Annotated in this window: 14 protein-coding genes; 12 read left to right on the forward strand and 2 right to left on the reverse strand. The window is 32.3% G+C overall.

Going from position 1 to position 17,093, the window contains the following annotated elements; genetic code table 11:
- Positions 1-22: 22 nt before the first annotated feature.
- The 7 genes from DKT72_RS10645 (at position 23) to DKT72_RS10675 (ending at position 8,910) form a co-directional block, all read left to right on the forward strand.
- Positions 23-3,430 (forward strand): DUF4175 family protein, encoded by a 3,408-nt coding sequence (locus tag DKT72_RS10645; protein WP_111308723.1) that lies wholly within the window; start codon positions 23-25, stop codon positions 3,428-3,430.
- Complete coding sequence (gene ybeY, locus DKT72_RS10650; RefSeq protein WP_111308724.1) at positions 3,417-3,827, forward strand: rRNA maturation RNase YbeY; 411 nt, start codon at positions 3,417-3,419, stop codon at positions 3,825-3,827. The genes DKT72_RS10645 and ybeY overlap by 14 nt, the downstream gene beginning before the upstream one ends.
- Positions 3,828-3,916: 89 nt before the next feature.
- On the forward strand, positions 3,917-5,788 hold the full coding sequence (gene mnmG / locus DKT72_RS10655; RefSeq protein ID WP_111308725.1) for a tRNA uridine-5-carboxymethylaminomethyl(34) synthesis enzyme MnmG: 1,872 nt from the start codon (positions 3,917-3,919) through the stop codon (positions 5,786-5,788).
- Positions 5,789-5,848: 60 nt separating this feature from the next.
- Positions 5,849-6,703 carry a class I SAM-dependent methyltransferase gene (locus DKT72_RS10660; RefSeq protein WP_111308726.1) on the forward strand — a complete coding sequence of 285 codons (855 nt, stop codon included), beginning with the start codon at positions 5,849-5,851 and terminating at the stop codon, positions 6,701-6,703.
- 224 nt (positions 6,704-6,927) lie between these two features.
- Complete coding sequence (locus DKT72_RS10665) at positions 6,928-7,443, forward strand: OmpH/Skp family outer membrane protein (protein ID WP_111308727.1); 516 nt, start codon at positions 6,928-6,930, stop codon at positions 7,441-7,443.
- A gap of 119 nt (positions 7,444-7,562) precedes the next feature.
- On the forward strand, positions 7,563-8,462 hold the full coding sequence (locus tag DKT72_RS10670; protein ID WP_111308728.1) for a LytTR family DNA-binding domain-containing protein: 900 nt from the start codon (positions 7,563-7,565) through the stop codon (positions 8,460-8,462).
- Between the two features lie 196 nt (positions 8,463-8,658).
- Positions 8,659-8,910, forward strand: coding sequence for a carboxypeptidase-like regulatory domain-containing protein (locus tag DKT72_RS10675; RefSeq protein ID WP_111308729.1), 252 nt, complete (start codon positions 8,659-8,661; stop codon positions 8,908-8,910).
- A gap of 151 nt (positions 8,911-9,061) precedes the next feature.
- Here the strand turns inward: DKT72_RS10675 and DKT72_RS10680 are convergent, their stop codons facing one another.
- Positions 9,062-10,207, reverse strand: coding sequence for a DNA polymerase III subunit (locus DKT72_RS10680; RefSeq protein ID WP_111308730.1), 1,146 nt, complete (start codon positions 10,205-10,207; stop codon positions 9,062-9,064).
- Positions 10,208-10,512: 305 nt separating this feature from the next.
- Here DKT72_RS10680 and DKT72_RS10685 point away from each other — a divergent pair, with 305 nt between their 5' ends.
- The 3 genes from DKT72_RS10685 to DKT72_RS10695 all read left to right on the forward strand — a co-directional run bounded on the left by DKT72_RS10685 (position 10,513) and on the right by DKT72_RS10695 (position 14,348).
- Positions 10,513-11,700 carry a phosphoglycerate kinase gene (locus DKT72_RS10685; protein ID WP_111308731.1) on the forward strand — a complete coding sequence of 396 codons (1,188 nt, stop codon included), beginning with the start codon at positions 10,513-10,515 and terminating at the stop codon, positions 11,698-11,700.
- A gap of 114 nt (positions 11,701-11,814) precedes the next feature.
- On the forward strand, positions 11,815-13,347 hold the full coding sequence (locus DKT72_RS10690; RefSeq protein WP_111308840.1) for a lytic transglycosylase domain-containing protein: 1,533 nt from the start codon (positions 11,815-11,817) through the stop codon (positions 13,345-13,347).
- A gap of 23 nt (positions 13,348-13,370) precedes the next feature.
- Complete coding sequence (locus DKT72_RS10695; RefSeq protein ID WP_111308732.1) at positions 13,371-14,348, forward strand: DUF4837 family protein; 978 nt, start codon at positions 13,371-13,373, stop codon at positions 14,346-14,348.
- Positions 14,349-14,410: 62 nt separating this feature from the next.
- Here the strand turns inward: DKT72_RS10695 and tatA are convergent, their stop codons facing one another.
- Positions 14,411-14,596 carry a twin-arginine translocase TatA/TatE family subunit gene (gene tatA, locus DKT72_RS10700; RefSeq protein ID WP_111308733.1) on the reverse strand — a complete coding sequence of 62 codons (186 nt, stop codon included), beginning with the start codon at positions 14,594-14,596 and terminating at the stop codon, positions 14,411-14,413.
- A gap of 119 nt (positions 14,597-14,715) precedes the next feature.
- Here tatA and DKT72_RS10705 point away from each other — a divergent pair, with 119 nt between their 5' ends.
- Positions 14,716-15,585: a M23 family metallopeptidase gene (locus tag DKT72_RS10705; protein ID WP_111308734.1), complete on the forward strand. Its 870-nt coding sequence runs from the start codon at positions 14,716-14,718 to the stop codon at positions 15,583-15,585.
- Positions 15,585-17,087, forward strand: a complete 1,503-nt coding sequence (locus DKT72_RS10710; RefSeq protein WP_111308735.1) for a GH3 auxin-responsive promoter family protein — start codon at positions 15,585-15,587, stop codon at positions 17,085-17,087. Before DKT72_RS10705 ends, DKT72_RS10710 begins: the two co-directional genes overlap by 1 nt.
- Positions 17,088-17,093 lie beyond the last annotated feature (6 nt).

Here is a 17,093-nt window from a genome sequence, read left to right on the forward strand (position 1 = left end):
TAATTAAAGCATAATATAAAGAATGAATCAGTTCAATATTATTCAAGATAAGCTGGAGGCATTTATTAAGCGTTATTATACTAATGAATTGCTTAAAGGAGCTATTTTGTTTTTTGCCATTGGCTTATTGTATTTTTTATTTACGTTATTTATTGAATACATCCTTTGGCTTAGCACTACCGCAAGATTGATTTTGTTTTGGCTGTTTATTCTTGTAGAACTTGTCTTGTTGGTCAAATTTATTGTTTTGCCACTAGCTAAATTATTTAAACTTCAAAAAGGGATTAATTATGTAGACGCTTCAAAAATTATTGGAGAACATTTTTCTGAGGTTAAAGACAAATTGTTAAACATACTTCAGTTAAAAAATGAAACATCGCCATCTGAATTGTTGTTAGCCAGTATTGAACAGAAGTCTTTAGAGTTGTCGCCAATTCCATTTAAAATGGCCGTTAATTTTAAAAAGAATATTCCATATCTAAAATATGCGGCTATCCCTGTTTTTATACTTTTAATAACTTTTTTGTTTGGTAAGATTTATTGGTTTAGTGATAGTTTTGATCGTGTGGTTCATTATAAAACAGCTTATGAACCGCCAGCACCATTTCAATTTTTTGTAGTTAACAACGATTTAAATGCCATTGAAAATTCAGATTTTACATTATCTGTTAAAACTTTAGGAAACCTTATTCCAGAAAATGCTCAAATTATTTATAATGGTGAAACATATTTTTTGCAGCAACAAGGTGTTGGAGATTTTGAATATGTTTTTCCTAAGCTTAAAGAATCCATAGAATTTGAATTGACCGCTAATGGCGTGACATCAAAGCCTTATACGATTACTGTTGTTGAGGTGCCAACATTATTAGGTTTTGATATGGTTTTAGACTATCCAAAATACATTAAAAAAAGTTCTGAAGTTTTAAAAGGTACTGGAAATGCTATAGTCCCAGAAGGAACCAAAGTTACTTGGCAACTTAAAACAAAATCTACCGAACAGGTTTCATTGTTTTCTAAAGATACAATGGCTTTTAAAACTAACGAGAAAAGTGTTTTTAAGGCCTTTAAAACCATTTACAGTAATTTTGACTATACACTTAGTACAAGCAACAAAAACCTTATGAACTACGAGAATTTAGCTTTTAGGATTGATGTTGTAAAAGATGAATATCCTGAAATTGATATTAAAATGGAAACGGATACCCTAGATTTGCAAACGCTGTATTTCTATGGGCAGGTTAGTGACGATTATGGATTTTCTAAATTGCAATTAGTGTATTATCCCTCCCACGATGACACCAAAAAGCAATACGAAACGATATTTTTTTCTGCATCTAATATTTCAGAATTTATAACAGCTTTTCCTAATAATTTGAATATTTCTGAAGGAATTCCATATGAATTATATTTTCAAGTATTTGACAATGATGCTTTTAATAAGTTTAAAAGCTCTAAAAGTACCGTCTTTTCATATAGAAAACGTACCAAAGAAGAAGAGGAGCAAAAGAAACTTAATGAACAAAGCGAAACTATTAAGGATTTGAATAAATCTCTGAAAAAGTTTGATGAACGGGATAAAGAACTTGAAGATTTAAAACTAAATCAGAAAGAAAAATCGACCTTAAATTTTAATGATAAAAAGAAATTAGAATCATTTCTGCAAAGGCAAAAGCAACAGGATGAGATGATGAAAAATTTCAACAAAAAATTAAAAGATAATCTGGATGAGTTCCAAAAGGAAAATAAAGAGCAAGATGCTTTTAAAGAAGATTTAAAAGAACGATTAAAAGAAAACGAAGAGCAGCTTAAGAAAGATGAGAAGCTTCTTGAGCAACTTGAAAAACTTCAAGATAAAATAAGTAATGAACAATTAGTCCAAAAGCTGGATGAACTTGCAAAACAAAATAAGAATAAGAAACGAAGCTTAGAACAGTTGCTAGAATTAACCAAAAGGTTTTATGTAGAGAAAAAGCTAGATAAGCTTAAAGACGATTTGCTTAAAATGGCGATTGACCAAGAAAAGTTATCTATAGAATCCGAAGAAAAAAATACTAAAGAAAACCAAGAAAAGCTTAATAAACAGTTTGATGAATTTAAGAAAGAGATTGAGGATTTAAAAAAGGAATCTCAAAATTTAAAAAAGCCTATTGATATTCCACAAGATAAATCTCAAGAAAACGATATTAAAAATGAACAGCAAAAGGCTGCCAATGAGTTAGGAAAGAAAGATAAAGAACAAGCTTCTGACGAACAAAAATCACAACCAAATAAAGACAACAGTAATAGTTTGAAAAATGCGCAGCAAAGCCAAAAAAAGGCAGCGCAAAAAATGAAGCTATTGAGCGAGAAAATGCAAGCATCCATGCAGGCTGGTGGAGGTGAACAGCTCCAAGAAGATGTCGATATGCTTAGACAAATATTAGATAATTTAGTCGTGTTTTCTATAGATGAAGAAGCTTTAATGGATCAGTTTAGATCTATTGAGGTCAATCATAACAAATACGCCTCTTACTTAAGAAAACAAAGCAACCTTAGGGAAAGTTTTGAACATATTGATGATAGTTTGTTTGCCTTATCACTTCGCCAACCAAAACTTTCTGAAACGGTGAATAAAGAAATCACCGATGTTTATTTCAATATAGACAAAGCCATCAGTCAGTTTGCTGAAGGCAGGGTATATCAAGGGGTTTCCAATCAGCAATTCTCTATTACAGCTGCAAATAATTTAGCGGATTTTTTAAGTGACATGTTAGACAACATGCAAGAAAACATAAACATGTCCCAAGGCCAGGGGCAGGGCGATATGCAATTACCAGATATTATTATGAGTCAAGAAGAACTCAATAAAATGATGGAAGAAGGTATGAAAAAGGGTGAATCTGGCAAATCTAAAGAAGGAGAAGGAAAACAGGATGGAGAAGGTAAAGGAGATCAAGGGCAACAGGGAAAAGAACACAACAAAAACAAACAAGGAAATAAATCTGGTGGAGAAGGAGAGGGGTTGAATAATGAATTAGAAGGTGAGTTGTTTGAGATTTATCAACGGCAACAAGAATTGCGTGAATCTTTGGAGAAACAATTACAAAAGCAAGGTATGGGCGGCTCTGGTCAAAAGCTTTTAAAGCAAATGGAAGATGTTGAATTGGATTTGATCAATAAAGGGTTTACCAATCAAACGCTTCAAAAAATGATGGAACTCCAGCATCAATTATTAAAACTAGATAATGCCACTTTCCAGCAGGGAGAAGATAATAAGAGAGAATCTGAAACTAACAAAAAGCAATTTGATACTAATTTGAATAATCAAATTCCAACAGCCAAGCAATATTTTAAAACAACAGAAATATTAAATAAGCAAGCCTTACCTTTGTGGCAGATTTATAAAACTAAAGTTCAAGAATATTTTAAGAAAGAGAATGATTCAATTTAATTATGAAACCGAGTTTTTATTGGATAACGAAGAACAATTAGCGAATTGGATTTCTAGTATCATAACTTCAGAAGGGTTTAAGGAAGAAGAAATCAATTATATCTTTTGTAACGACGATTACCTCTTTAAGCTTAATGTTGAGTTTTTAGATCACGATACGTTAACGGACATTATTAGCTTTGATTATTCCATCGGAAAAATTATACAGGGCGATATTTTTATTTCTGTTGAAAGAGTTGCAGATAACGCTAAGGATTTTAATGTGTCTTTTAACGATGAACTTCATAGGGTTATGGCGCATGGGGTTTTGCACTATTGTGGATATAAAGACAAGACAGATAAAGATGAAGCTTTAATGAGGGACAAGGAGAATCACTATCTAAAGCTACTTGTTTAATATTCAGCAAATCCATGTATATTTGCAAACTTTTAAAATCAAAATAGTTTATTGTTCCACGTGGAACGTTTCATTTAATTTTTAGATTTATGTTTAACGAGGTGTATGATGTTATTGTTGTAGGTGCTGGCCATGCTGGCAGCGAGGCTGCTGCTGCTGCTGCTAATATGGGGAGTAAGACATTGCTTGTTACCATGAATTTGCAAAACATCGCGCAAATGTCATGCAATCCCGCTATGGGAGGTATTGCTAAAGGTCAAATTGTAAGAGAGATTGATGCGCTTGGAGGCTATAGTGGGATCGTTTCAGATACATCCGCTATACAGTTTAAGATGCTTAACAAGTCTAAAGGACCTGCTATGTGGAGCCCGAGGGTTCAAAGCGATAGAATGCGTTTTGCTGAGGATTGGCGTTTGCTTTTAGAGCGCACGCCGAATCTTGATTTTTATCAGGAAATGGTTGCTGGTCTTTTAATTAAGAATGGTAAAGTGGCGGGCGTGAAAACATCTCTTGGAATTGAGATTAAGTCTAAATCTGTGGTCTTAACGAATGGTACTTTTTTAAATGGATTGATCCATATTGGAGATAAAAGTTTTGGTGGGGGAAGAGCAGGTGAAAAAGCGGCTACTGGAATCACAGAACAATTGGTTGGTTTAGGATTTGATTCAGGCAGAATGAAGACGGGAACACCTCCAAGAGTTGATGGAAGATCGTTGGATTATTCTAAGATGGTAGAGCAGCCAGGAGATGATAAGCCGGAGAAATTCTCATATTTAGATATTACTAAGCCTTTAAAAAAACAAAGGTCTTGTCACATGACTTATACTAGTGAGTTGGTTCATGATTTGCTTCGAGAAGGTTTTGATAGATCGCCTATGTTTAATGGTAGAATTAAAAGTTTGGGACCGCGGTATTGTCCGTCTATTGAAGATAAGATCAATCGCTTTGCGGACAAAGATAGGCATCAATTGTTCGTAGAACCAGAAGGATGGAACACCGTTGAAGTTTATGTAAACGGCTTTTCAACATCACTTCCAGAAGACGTTCAGTTTAAAGCATTACGTTCGGTTGTTGGTTTTGAGCAAGTGAAATTCTTTAGACCCGGTTATGCGATTGAATACGATTATTTTCCACCAACACAACTAAAACACACTTTAGAGACCAAGCTTATTGAAGGGCTTTATTTTGCAGGTCAGATTAATGGAACTACAGGGTATGAGGAAGCTGCTTCGCAAGGTTTAATGGCGGGTATAAACGCTAGCTTGAAGGTTCAAGAAAAGGATTCTTTTATTTTAAAACGAGACGAAGCGTATATAGGTGTTTTGATAGATGATTTAATTACCAAAGGCACAGAAGAGCCATATAGAATGTTTACGTCTAGGGCTGAATACAGAACGTTATTGCGTCAAGATAATGCTGATTTAAGGCTAACCCCAAAAGGTTTTGAAATTGGTTTAGCGAGTGAAAAGCGATTGCGGAGAATGGAACAAAAACATAATGATGCTGAAAAATTTGTTGAGTTTTTTGCGGCTACAAGTGTTAAGCCAGAAGATGTAAATCCTATTTTGGAGTCTAAAGAATCATCCTTGATTAAGCAATCAGATAAGATTTTTAAAATATTTTCAAGACCAAATGTTACTATAGATGATATGCGGAAGCTTCAGGTGGTTGAAGAATATATAGAAGAAAACAATTTGGATGATGAGGTTATTGAGCAGGCGGAAATACAAGTTAAATATTCAGGATATATTTCTAAAGAAAAGAATAACGCAGATAAACTAACCAGATTAGAATATGTAAAAATCCCTGATAATTTTGACTATTCCCAAATTAAATCGATGAGTTTTGAGGCGAGAGAAAAACTAAAAAAGATTAAACCAGTAACAGTTTCGCAAGCTTCCAGAATTAGCGGAGTGTCTCCAAATGATATTTCTGTTTTGCTGGTCTATATGGGGAGATGATTTTGTTGTTCCACGTGGAACAACAAAAAAAGAGTGTTTTTTGAATTCTGAATCACGTTAATGAGCAAACAAAAATTATATATAACGACAACAGATTATACAGTTTCTGGAGAGAAATTTGATTTGATTGAAAACACAGAATTCGGTTTTTTAGAAACATATCCTCAACCTTCTTCAGAAAAATTGCCAGATTACTACAAAAGCGAAGACTATATTTCGCATACTAATTCCAAGAGAAATCTTTTCGAGAACATATATCATTTAGTAAGACGTTTTTCTTTAAACAAAAAATTAAAACTTATTAATTCTTTTTCTTCAGAAAAGAAGTTGTTAGATATTGGTTGCGGAACGGGTGATTTTTTACAAATAGCAAAAAATAATAATTGGGATGTTTTTGGTGTTGAACCTAATGAGCAGGCGAGGAGCATAGCCAACGCAAAAACCGGGCATTCTGTTTTTAATGTAGATAAACTTTTGGAATTTAATCCGTCTAGTTTTGATGTCATTACACTTTGGCATGTTTTGGAACATTTACCAAATCTTGAAGAGCAAATACCGCTTTTTAAAAAACTTCTAAAGCCTAACGGAACCTTAATAATTGCGGTTCCTAATTATAAAAGTTATGATGCTAAATTTTATAAAGCGTATTGGGCGGCTTATGATGTGCCAAGACATCTTTGGCATTTTAATAAACAATCTATTTCTAAATTATTTTCAAACGTTTCAATGGACGTTGTTAAAGTGAAACCAATGTGTTTTGATGCGTTTTATGTAAGTCTGCTTTCAGAGAAATATAAATTTGGAAAAATGAATTTTTTTAGAGGATTTTGGATCGGATTTCTTTCAAATTTAAAATCTATAAAAACAAAAGAGACTTCTTCCTTAATCTATATCGTTAAAAACACAAAAAAATAAATTTAAGGGCTTTTGATGCTTTTTAGGGCGAGAAATGTAGAAACACCTAGCCTAATTTTATTAATGCGTTAAATGGGCTGAAAATCATTCTTTTTTAATAGCAATTACTTATAGAATTCTCGGTAATCAATAATTTTTAGTGATATATTAAAATCAATCTAAATTCTGTTTTAAATTTAGTTTACTTTCTTACATTTGTCCGGATCATAAAAAACCAAACAAAAATGAAAAATATATTTTATATCGTTGTATTAGTGGTAGCTTTCACTTCTTGTCAAAAACAAGCTAAAATTGGATTTGTGGATAATGGCACATTAATTAACGATTATCAAAAAAAGAAAGATCTTGAAGCGAAGTTTCAAATAAAAGAACAAAATTTTAGAAAAAGATTTGACAGCATTGATAATGCGTTTCAGGTTGAAGTTCAAAAATTTCAAACTGAAGCCAATAAAATGGGACAGGCTAAAGCTCAAGAAAAGTATCAACAACTTGGTCAACAAAAGCAAATAAACGATCAGCAAAAACAAGTTGAAGCGCAACAATTTCAACAAGAGTTTCAAACTGAAATCGATACTTTAATTGTCGCTGTAAAGAAATTTGTTAAAGATTATGGTAAGAAAAACGGATACACTTACATTTTAGGGACAAGTGATGCTGCAGCAACCGTATTATATGGTACAGAAGAAAATGATTTAACAAAAACGATTTTAGAGGCTTTAAATAGTGAAGCAAAAAAGTAACATTCAATTCAATGAAATAATATAAAAACCAGCTAATTTAAGCTGGTTTTTTTGTGCAATAATATTTTGTAAGAAAAGTTATTTTATATAGTTTTTGTAAGATTGAATATCGCAAACCAATGAAGTTTCAAGTATTTTTAAATCAGCCCTTTTTTTATTTAGATAGTTTAAAAAGTAAATGGATATACATAATAGGGTCATCGGTTTTTGTTTTGCTTTTTCTTTTTTTATTTCAGCCTTATAGTCTTTCAGAAGAGATAGCAAATCCTATTAATTCCAACGAAAACATATTTTTATTTTTTTTAACCATTTTTTTAACCGCCTTTTTAGGTTTAAGTTTTTCCCAGTTTGTTTTAAGACCTATTTTTAAATTTTACAACATTTCTAATGGTAAATATGTTTTTTTTCTGCTATTTGAAACCTTAGTAATTACTTTAACCTATTTTCTGTTTTCTTTTTTTATTCCTGATCTAGGAAACGATTTTGAAAATGAATTGAATATTTTATTTCAACTAAAAAACTATTTTAGAGCGTTAATTGTGTTGCTTTTTCCGTTTTTTGGAACAATAATTTATTCATTAATAAAAGACTTAAATCATGAAATACAGGCTCTTGAAAATGAAATACACAGGTTTCAAAATAGTTACAAATTTTCAAATCCGCATAGAGAAACCCCTCTTTTAATTTATAATGAAAATGAAAATTTGGATTTGGAACTCCGTCTTAACAATTTTCTGTTTGCAGAATCGAGCAATCAATATGTTTTGATTTACTATTTAGAGACTAATGCAATAAAAAAGCACTTGGTACGTGCTCGCTTAAAAACTATTATAGAAACTTTTAAAGGGTTCCCCGTGGAACAATGTCATAGGTCTTTTATTGTAAATTTGCTACATGTAAAAACTCTGATTAAAAAAGAAGGAAAGACTTTTTTAATTATGAATAAATTAAAGGAAGTACATATACCTGTTTCTAAATCGTACCTAGATTCAATAAAAAAGCGCATGCAAAAGGCTTAATATGCTGGTAAAAATGTTGATGATTCGCTTTTTTCACTCCAAAGACCATAAATTTCGCTCCAAACTTTACTATTTCTTGTTTTTACACAATTATTAGAATTTATTTTGCATTTAAATCCTCTATAGGTGCAACCTTTTAGTTTTAGTGTTGTCTTAATAAAAGCATAGATCAATTAAAAAACGAACAAATCAAAAAATGAAGCATATTTTAATAGCCTTAAGTTTGCTCTTTAGTCTGCACACCATTGCTCAAGAATCCTATAGTATTAGGGGCACATTAAAAGATAAAAAAAATGGAGAGACCTTATTTGGAGCTAGTGTTTATTTAAAAGGAACACCAAGTGGGGTAATAACAAATGAGTACGGTTTTTTCTCTTTAACCGCCAAAAAGGGTGTTTATACCTTGGTGATTTCATATGTTAGTTATACAATTACATTCGACAGTTAATTGAACAATAAGATAATGGTGGGAACCCATTTTCATCAACCCCAGCTAAAATAAAAAGGAATTGTATTAATACAACGAATGCGGAAAATTATCCTTTAGGGAATTTTAGAGCTACAGAGGTTGTAAGTGCCACTTATACCATTCAATAATTTTATTCAGATTTTTTATGTAAAAGTCGTGTAAGTTTAATGGACAAATCTGTTAGTATGATTTTCGAATTACCATTACGCTCAATATGATAAATAGCATCTTGTAATTCATCACTAATTTCTAAAATGTTATTGCCGTGTACAAAAGGTGCAAATTTTTCCAGTTTAAAGGATTCGGTTTTAGGCTCTAAGTAAATTAAATCTTCAGCTTTATAATTCAATAATAGGGCTTGTCTAAAAAAATCTAGGCAATAGTTTAAAAACTGTTTTTGGGTTTCCCTTCCGGTTTTTGAAATATCATCACTCCAAGAAATTAAATCATGGATAGCTGTTTTATTTCCTTTTGCTTTAAACGCACTTCTAATCCAAAATATAAACCATTCTTCAAACTGTAAATCTTCAGAATCTTGATAAACTAAATCGCAGGCTTTATTGTAATTCCCATTAGATTGGTGCGCAATTTTTGTCGCTACTGATACATCTAAACTGTAATTTTTAATTAATGCTTCTTTAATGACTTGTTCAGCTAAAGGCGGAAAATGTAATACTTGACAACGCGATTTTATAGTATTTATAATTTGTTCTTCATCTTCTGTAATGAGAATAAAAACCGTTTTACTGGGTGGTTCTTCAATAAGTTTTAGGAGTTTGTTGGCACAAGCAGTATTCATTTTTTCTGCCATCCAAATAATCATCACTTTATAACCGCCCTCATAGGCTTTTAATGATAATGATTTTACGATATCCTGAGCTTCGTCTACCCCAATTTGGCCTTGCTTGTTATCTACGCCTAATAAATTATACCAATCAAACAAATTACCATAAGGCTGTTCTTTTATTAATTGGCGCCATTCTTCTAAATAATGACTGGATACTGGGTGACTTTTAGCTTTATCACTTGTTGTTACAGGAAACGCAAAGTGTAAGTCTGGATGTGAAACATTAGTAAATTTTGAAATACAATCCGTTTTATCAATATCATTTTTAGTATGGCATAAAATATACTGAGCATACGCAATAGCCATCGGTAGTGTTCCACAACCTTCATTTCCCACAAATAATTGAGCGTGAGGGATTCTTCCATTGTCAACACTTTGTGTTAAATGGTTTTTTATGTGTTCTTGGCCTAAAATATCTTCAAAAAGCATAGCGCAAACCTACATAATTTTTTGCTATTAATAGAATGAAATGGGAATGTATAGATGGTTTGTAGGTCGCCTTAGTCAAATGGAATAAAATCTAATATATCAAATAGAAATATCGTTTTTTTATAATTCTTTTTAGGCTCAATCGTTTTCGTTTAAAAACTCATTTTTTAGCTGTGTTTAATTAATTACATTTGTGAATCTAATTCGTTAAATTATAAAAATGAAATCGCAGCTAACTATATTATTTTTAATGTAGTGGTAAAAAAGCGATTCTATATAACCTTTAAAAACAAATAAAAGCTTTTATGAAAACGCTAAACGATTTTAATTTCAAAAATAAAAAAGCATTAATACGTGTGGATTTTAATGTGCCTTTAAATGAAAAATTTGAAGTGACAGACGCTACTAGAATAGTATCTGCGAAACCAACTATAATAAAGATTTTAGAAGATGGTGGAAGCTGTATTTTAATGTCCCATTTAGGAAGACCAAAAGGGGTTCAAGATGAGTTTTCTTTACGTCATATTGTTCAAGACGTTGAAGATATTTTAGGTGTAGAAGTCAAGTTTGTTGATGAATGCATAGGAGAAAAAGCAGAAAAGGCTGCCTCAGATTTACAACCAGGACAAGTTTTGTTATTAGAAAATTTACGTTTCCATAAAGAAGAAGAGGCTGGTGATAGAGCTTTTTCAGAAAAATTAGCGAAACTAGGAGACATTTATGTGAATGATGCTTTTGGTACAGCGCATAGAGCTCATGCTTCTACAACCATCATTGCCGATTTTTTCCCAAACAATAAATGTTTTGGAGATTTATTGGCTCAAGAAATAGAAAGTATAGACAAAGTCATGAAAACAGGTGAAAAGCCAGTTTTAGCGGTGCTGGGAGGAGCAAAAGTATCTTCTAAAATTACTATTATTGAAAACATTTTAGATAAAGTCGATCACTTAATAATTGGAGGAGGCATGTCTTTCACGTTTATTAAGGCACAAGGCGGAAAAATTGGTAACTCCATTTGTGAAGATGATAAAATGGATTTGGCCTTAGATATATTAAAACAAGCCAAAGCTAAAAATGTGCAAGTTCATATTCCTGTTGATGTTGTTGCTGCAGATGCTTTTAGCAATGATGCTAATACACAAATTGTAGATATAGATAAGATTCCAGACGGATGGGAAGGTGTAGATGCTGGTCCAAAATCTGTAAAACAATTTCATGATGTGGTGATGAAATGTAAAACAATATTATGGAACGGACCATTAGGTGTTTTTGAAATGGAAAGTTTTGCCAAAGGAACCATAGCTTTAGGAAACTCTATTGCAGAGGCGACTAAAAACGGCGCATTCTCATTAGTAGGGGGAGGAGATTCTGTAGCGGCTGTTAAACAATTCGGTTTTGAAGACAAAGTAAGCTATGTAAGTACAGGTGGAGGTGCTATGTTAGAAAGTTTAGAGGGAAAAGTATTACCCGGAATAGCTGCAATCATCGAATAATTTAAATTAAGTTTTTAAATTAACTTAAAAAATACGATTTTAGCCATATTTAGCGTTCATCAACTTAAAGATACGATATATATGGCTAAATTTTTTTCAACAATTTTTTTGTTCATGTTTTGGATTTGTAACTCACAAATCCAAAAACCCATTCCTATTAGTGAACAAACCTCTAATTATACATTGGTTGATAGTACAAATAAAATTGTGAATGATATAAAATCCGTTCAAGATTCTACCATATTCAAAGCTGTTTTTGACAATGAACATGCCGCTTCGTTGGATAAGAAGTGGTTAGAAGATTTATATAGTAATACACTTTTTGATAGTATTTATGAATCTGTTACAGAACTTACATTTGAAAATGTAGACTATCCAGAGCTTCCAACAGATACTCTTAAAGCCAGATTAAAAGAACTCGATGCGAGAACTCCATTTAATGTAGAGTATAATCCAGCTTTAGAAAGTGTAATAAAGTCGTATTTAAAAAACAGACGAGAGACTTTACAAAGACTTATTACCTTGAGCGCTTATTATTTCCCGATGTTTGAGCGTGAATTAGATAACCACAATATCCCTTTAGAAATTAAATATTTGGCAGTTGTAGAATCGGCTTTGAAACCAAGGGCAAAATCAAGAGTTGGAGCAACTGGTCTGTGGCAGTTTATGTATAGCACGGGTAAGCTGTATGGACTTGATGTAAGCAGTTATGTAGACGAAAGAAGTGATCCCATTAAATCAACGGAAGCAGCATCAAAATATTTATCAAAATTATATGAAATATTTGGGGATTGGGATTTGGCTTTAGCTGCCTATAATTCAGGTCCAGGCAATGTAACAAAGGCCATTCGTCGTTCAGGTGGATATCAGAATTATTGGAACATAAGACATAATTTACCACGTGAAACGGCTGGTTATTTACCCGCATTTTTGGCCAATATGTACATTTTTGAATATGCAGAACAGCATGGTTTTAAAAAGCTTAAGCCAGAATTTGCTTATATCGAAACAGATACCATTAGAGTAAGACAAATGATTACGCTCGATCAGGTCTCTGAAGTAACCGATGTCGATATTGAAGAATTACAGTTTTTAAACCCTTCTTATAAACTTGATATCATTCCTTATGTTAAGGGTGAAGATTATACGCTTCGTTTACCAAGAGATGTTATTGGTAACTTTGTAAGTAATGAGGATGCTATATATGCCTATGCTAAAGCTGAATTTGACAAGAGGGAAAAACCATTGCCTCAGTTTTTTGAAGCAAAAGATAAAACAACCTATGTGGTTAGGTCAGGAGATTATTTGGGTAGATTGTCAAGGAAATTTGGTGTCAGAGTGAGCCAAATAAAGCAATGGAATGGTTTAAGAAGTAATGAACTAAAAATAGGCCAACGATTAACCATTTATCCTAGTAATTATGTGGCTCCAACCACCACTGCAACATCTTCAACAACGGTAGCAAATACATCACTAAAAAGCCATATTTCTAGTGACATGATAACATATATAGTAAAAAGCGGAGACTCTCTTTGGAGTATCTCTCAAAAATTTCCTGGAGTTTCTGTTCAAAATATCAAAGAATGGAACGATATTAGTGGTAGTAAATTAAAACCAGGAATGAAACTTAAAATATCTAAAGGATAATTCCTTCTAACCTTATATTTATTATGCAAAAATTTCTTTTAGTTACAGGTATATTGTTACTCGCTTTGTCTTGCAAAGACGGTAAGTCTTCCAATGAAAAAATGCTTTTAGATTCCACAGGAAAAATAAACGATGTATTTGTTGTTATTGACAACGATTTATGGAGTGGTGCCATTGGAGGAGCCATTAGAAATATATTAGCAGCACCTGTTTATGGATTACCACAAGACGAACCTTTATTTAATATCAATCAAATACCAACACAAGTATTTTCTGGTTTTGTAACAAAGAATAGGACTGTTCTAATAATAAAAATGGATAAAGAATCATCCATTTCTTTTGATAATAATGTGTATGCAAAACCTCAGCGAGTGATTACTATTTCAGGAAAAAACAAGCAAGATATTATAGACCAACTTAATGAAAATGCGCCTAAAATAATTAGCACGTTTAAAAACATTGAAATATTTCATAAGCAACAACAAATTAGAAAAGTATTATTCAACACGAAATCTATCCAAGATCAATTGAAATTAAATATAGATTTTACTACGGCATATAGAATTGCAAAAAACGAGAATGAATTTTTTTGGATAAGAAGAGATACTGATACGGGTAGTTTGAATATTATGCTTTACGAATTACCTTATAGTGCTATTCAAAGAAACGATAGCATCATAAATCAAATAATCAAAATAAGAGACTCTATAGCTAAAAAATATATAGAAGGTCCCGTTGAAGGATCTTATATGACTACAGAAAACGCTTATACGCCATTTAATACAGAAACTATTTTAGATAATAAACCAACCTTGGAAACAAAAGGCATGTGGGATGTAGAAAATGCGGTTATGGCGGGTCCTTTTATCAATTATGCGATAGAAGATAAAACAAACAAAAGATGGGTTATTGCAGAAGGTTTTGCTTTTGCACCTTCTGTAGAAAAACGAGATTTTATGTTTGAACTAGAAGCAATAATACGTTCGATTAAAATTCAGTAATATGTTTAATCAAAAAACCCAACACGAAGTATGTTGGGTTTTTTGTATTAAAAAATTAAATACTATTTTTTCTTATCCTCACTTTTTTCATCGTCACCTTTACTGGCATCTTTAAATTCTTTAATGCCACTTCCAAGACCTCTCATTAATTCAGGGATTTTTTTACCCCCAAATAATAACAAAACCACCACCACAATTAAAATAATTTGCGGAGCACCGATAACCAATGGTAACATATATAAGTTCATAATGAATATATTTAAAGAACAAAGTTAATAATTTAACTTTAATTATATCGTTTCTAACATAACTTTAGCAAAAAGAAAGGCTAAGCTTTGATATAATTTTATTTAATTTTGTTTTTAACATGGATGAAAGAAAAAAAAAGCCAAAAAAATTAAAGAGGAAACTACTAGATAAATATCGTTTAGTAGTTCTTAATGAAGATACGTTTGAAGAACGTATATCAATAAAACTTACAAGGCTAAATGTTTTTGTTTTGGTTTCTTTGTCGGCTATCTTATTGGTTTTGGCAACCCTTCTCTTAATAGCTTTTACACCTTTGCGCGAATACATACCCGGGTATTCTTCTACGGCATTAAAAAAGCAAGCGACCGAGCTAACCTTTCAAGCAGATTCATTACAACAAGTTATAGCCATGAACGATAAGTATTATGCGTCTATTAAGAAAGTGTTGCAAGGCGATGTTAGTAAAGTAGATTTTAATAAAGACTCCATTATTCAAGCCGTAAAATTAGAGGTTAATGATGTAGATTTAAGACCCATTCAAGAAGATTCTGTTTTACGTGAAAAAGTGGATAAAGAAGATAAATATAATTTATTTGAATCTGCTAAATCAGGAACAAATTTCGTTTTATTTCCACCGGTAAATGGGACAATAAGCGAGCCTTATAATTTAAAGGAAAAGCATTATGCGGTAGATTTGGTGGTTGCTAAAAACACGCCCATTAAAGCCACGGCAGATGGCTCTGTTATTTTTGCAGAGTGGACAGCAGAAACAGGATATGTTATTATTTTAGAGCATAGCCAAGGGCTGTTGTCTGTATATAAACATAATGCATCATTAACTAAATCGCAAGGCGATTTGGTTAAAGCAGGAGAAGTAATTGCTACATCTGGAAACACAGGAGATTTCACCACAGGACCCCATTTACATTTCGAACTTTGGAACAATGGGTATCCTATAAATCCAACTAACTTTATAGATTTTAAATAATGCTATCAATAAAATCTGCTTTAGCAAAACCGTTTGCAAAACGTGTTTATAACAGGGTTCAAAAATGGGCAAACAACCCCATTGGAACTCAAGAAAATATTTTTAAAAATTTAATTTATCAAGCTAAAAACACCCAATTTGGAAAGGATCATGATTTTGAAAACATAAAATCGCATGATGATTTTGTGAGTCGAGTTCCTATTAGGGATTATGAATTATTAAAGCCTTATGTAGAGAAGGTGGTTGAGGGAGAGGAGCATATACTTTGGAAAGGAAAACCATTGTATTTTGCCAAAACTTCAGGAACCACATCAGGTTCAAAATATATTCCCATTACCAAGGAAAGTATGCCTTACCATGTTGAATCAGCTAGAAATGCTATTTTGTTATATATTAATGAAACTGGAAATAGCAAATTTGTAGATGGAAAAATGATTTTCTTACAAGGAAGCCCTGTTATGAAAACCCAAAATGGCATTCAGATTGGTCGCCTTTCGGGTATTGTAGCACATTATGTTCCGAAATATCTGCAAAAAAATCGCATGCCTTCTTGGGAAACCAATTGTATTGAAGATTGGGAAACTAAGGTGGATGCGATTGTTGAAGAAACACTTCCAGAAAACATGACCGTTATTTCTGGAATTCCGTCTTGGGTGCAAATGTATTTTGAGAAGATTCAGAAAAAAACAGGAAAAAAAGTGGGCGAAGTTTTTAAAAACTTCAACTTATTTATTTTTGGAGGTGTTAATTATGAACCTTATAGAGCCAAATTCGAAAATCTTATTGGTAGAAAAGTAGACAGTATAGAATTGTATCCTGCTAGCGAAGGATTTTTTGCCTACCAAGACAAACAGAATGAAAAAGGCATGTTACTTCAATTAAACTCAGGTATTTTTTACGAGTTTGTAAAAGCTGACGAGTTTTTTAATGAACACCCAAAACGAATCACCATAAAAGACGTTGAGATTGGAATCAATTATGTTATGATTATTTCCTCAAATGCAGGACTTTGGGCTTATAACATAGGCGATACGATTGAGTTTACATCAACCACGCCCTATAGAATAATTGTATCAGGTAGAATCAAGCACTTTATTTCAGCTTTTGGAGAACATGTTATTGGGAAGGAAGTAGAAGAGGCCATGCAAGAAGCTACACTTAATACAGATATTAGAGTTTCAGAGTTTACTGTGGCACCTCAAATAAATCCTGATAGCGGCTTGCCTTATCACGAATGGTTTATTGAATTTGAAAACGAACCAGAAAACCTTTTGATATTGGCTAAAAAAATTGACGAATCTCTTCAAAAACAAAATAGTTATTATTTTGATTTGATACAAGGTAATGTATTACAGCCTCTTAAAATAACCAAGGTGAAAAAAGATGGGTTTCAAAATTATATGAAATCTATAGGGAAGCTTGGTGGTCAGAATAAAATCCCTCGCTTATCTAACGACAGGAAAATTGTTGAGGCTTTTCCTCTATCAAGTTTGTATAATTAGTATTAC

Source organism: Confluentibacter sediminis (assembly GCF_003258355.1).
Classification (GTDB): Bacteria; Bacteroidota; Bacteroidia; order Flavobacteriales; family Flavobacteriaceae; genus Confluentibacter; species Confluentibacter sediminis.

Excerpts from the sequence above, each read along its gene's own strand:
- DKT72_RS10645 (WP_111308723.1), top strand. The coding sequence starts at position 23 with ATGAATCAGTTCAATATTATTCAAGATAAGCTGGAGGCATTTATTAAG.
- ybeY (WP_111308724.1), top strand. The coding sequence starts at position 3,417 with ATGATTCAATTTAATTATGAAACCGAGTTTTTATTGGATAACGAAGAA.
- mnmG (WP_111308725.1), top strand. The coding sequence starts at position 3,917 with ATGTTTAACGAGGTGTATGATGTTATTGTTGTAGGTGCTGGCCATGCT.
- DKT72_RS10660 (WP_111308726.1), top strand. The coding sequence starts at position 5,849 with ATGAGCAAACAAAAATTATATATAACGACAACAGATTATACAGTTTCT.
- DKT72_RS10665 (WP_111308727.1), top strand. The coding sequence starts at position 6,928 with ATGAAAAATATATTTTATATCGTTGTATTAGTGGTAGCTTTCACTTCT.
- DKT72_RS10670 (WP_111308728.1), top strand. The coding sequence starts at position 7,563 with ATGAAGTTTCAAGTATTTTTAAATCAGCCCTTTTTTTATTTAGATAGT.
- DKT72_RS10675 (WP_111308729.1), top strand. The coding sequence starts at position 8,659 with ATGAAGCATATTTTAATAGCCTTAAGTTTGCTCTTTAGTCTGCACACC.
- DKT72_RS10680 (WP_111308730.1), bottom strand. The coding sequence starts at position 10,207 with ATGCTTTTTGAAGATATTTTAGGCCAAGAACACATAAAAAACCATTTA.
- DKT72_RS10685 (WP_111308731.1), top strand. The coding sequence starts at position 10,513 with ATGAAAACGCTAAACGATTTTAATTTCAAAAATAAAAAAGCATTAATA.
- DKT72_RS10690 (WP_111308840.1), top strand. The coding sequence starts at position 11,815 with ATGTTTTGGATTTGTAACTCACAAATCCAAAAACCCATTCCTATTAGT.
- DKT72_RS10695 (WP_111308732.1), top strand. The coding sequence starts at position 13,371 with ATGCAAAAATTTCTTTTAGTTACAGGTATATTGTTACTCGCTTTGTCT.
- tatA (WP_111308733.1), bottom strand. The coding sequence starts at position 14,596 with ATGAACTTATATATGTTACCATTGGTTATCGGTGCTCCGCAAATTATT.
- DKT72_RS10705 (WP_111308734.1), top strand. The coding sequence starts at position 14,716 with ATGGATGAAAGAAAAAAAAAGCCAAAAAAATTAAAGAGGAAACTACTA.
- DKT72_RS10710 (WP_111308735.1), top strand. The coding sequence starts at position 15,585 with ATGCTATCAATAAAATCTGCTTTAGCAAAACCGTTTGCAAAACGTGTT.